Origin of the sequence: Janibacter sp. LM (genome assembly GCF_039631275.1) — a bacterium.
Classification (GTDB): Bacteria; Actinomycetota; Actinomycetes; order Actinomycetales; family Dermatophilaceae; genus Janibacter; species Janibacter terrae.
Genome location: NZ_JBDIVG010000078.1, coordinates 1 through 1,376 on the forward strand (window position 1 = coordinate 1; position 1,376 = coordinate 1,376).

General features: G+C 66.5%; 1 protein-coding gene. It reads right to left on the bottom strand.

What is annotated here, in order from left to right; genetic code table 11:
* Nucleotides 1-59 precede the first annotated feature (59 nt).
* Entirely contained in the window at nucleotides 60-1,115 is a 1,056-nt protein-coding gene (locus tag ABC138_RS17505) for a transposase (protein ID WP_345914463.1), read from the bottom strand.
* Between the last annotated feature and the right edge of the window lie 261 nt (nucleotides 1,116-1,376).

The following is a 1,376-nucleotide window of genomic DNA, read 5'->3' on the forward strand; positions in this document are numbered from 1 at the left end:
CGATGGGCCGAGTCGGCGCGGCCGGCGACAACGCAGCCATGGAGATGCTCCTATCAGTGTCAAGCGGTCATCGGAGCGGCTTCAAGGAGACGGAAGAGGTGTCGGGCGTAGTAACGCTTGAGGCACCGCATGGCCTCTCTCTTGGTCTTGCCTTCGGTGATCCGGCGGGCGATGTACTCCTTGGTCGGCTGGTGGTGCTTCGCCCGCGCGAGGATCACCGTGTGCAGTGCCCGGTTCAGCTGGCGATCGCCGCCGCGTGAGAGCCGGTGGCGGGTCTGGGTTTGTCCCGAGGTCGCTTCCAGTGGCGCGACGCCACCGAGCCTGGCGAAAGCGGCTTCGTCACGGCAGCGGCCAGGGTGGGACCACGACACCAGGATCTGGGCGGCCATCAGCACGCCAACGCCGGGTTCGTCGAGCAGCGCCGGCGCCATCGCGCGCACCAGTGGGATCATCGCCAGCTCGAGTTCACGGCACTCATCGGTGAGGTGCCGGACGCGGTTCGCGGTGCTGCGCAATGACAGTTTGGTCGCTGCGTGCTCGGGATCGATGGCGGCGTCTGGACGCAGACGCTGGCAACGGCCGACCAAGTCCATCAGTGGGCGGCCGCGCAACTCCTCGCGCAGGTCGATGGGCGCGGTGACGACGAGTGCCTTGAGGACGTTGATCGCAGCGACCCGCGCGAGTTTCGCGCTGTCCCGGGCGGTGATGAGCGTCCGCAGGCCTTCACGGGCACCGCGCGAGCGAGGCGTCGCCCAGGTCTTGCGGCCCAAGATCTCGCGTGCGGCGCGGACGGCGTCCAAGGAGTCGGACTTCGCCCCATCCTTCGACGGACGCGTGGCGGGGTGATCGAATTCGATGACGAACTCGCCCCTGGTGGCAAGCGCCGACGCCAAGCCAGCGCCGTAGCTGCCGGTGGACTCAATCGACCAGGCCCGCCGTCCATCGGTGGTGTGATCCTTCGCCCACCGCATCGCTTGGCCGTAGCCGCGGGCGGTAGTGGCGAACGACTTCGAGGCGATCTCGCCCTGGGTTCTTGCACAGACGACTGCGGCGGTGATGCGGTCCCTGTCGGGGTCGACGCCTATGACGTGGTCGACGAGCTCTGCGAGTGACATGTCTTTGCTCCTTCTGATCCAGCGGACGGACTTCCGCCGAGGAGGTGAGGCAGGACTGTGATGGGTCACCCGAAGGGACAAGCTCCTAATCAAGCCATCTAGGTCGGCGGTGCGGCTGGCGGACATATCTCTCAATGAGGACACCGGCAGGGTCGGTCATTCTGTGGGTCACACCAGCCAGCACCACCTTGCCGCGCAGCATGCTGGGAGTCTCACAGAGCTTCTTCAGCCTGCTCCAGAAGAACGTCCTCAACCGGCAGC

Excerpts from the sequence above, each read along its gene's own strand:
- ABC138_RS17505 (WP_345914463.1), bottom strand. The coding sequence starts at position 1,115 with ATGTCACTCGCAGAGCTCGTCGACCACGTCATAGGCGTCGACCCCGAC.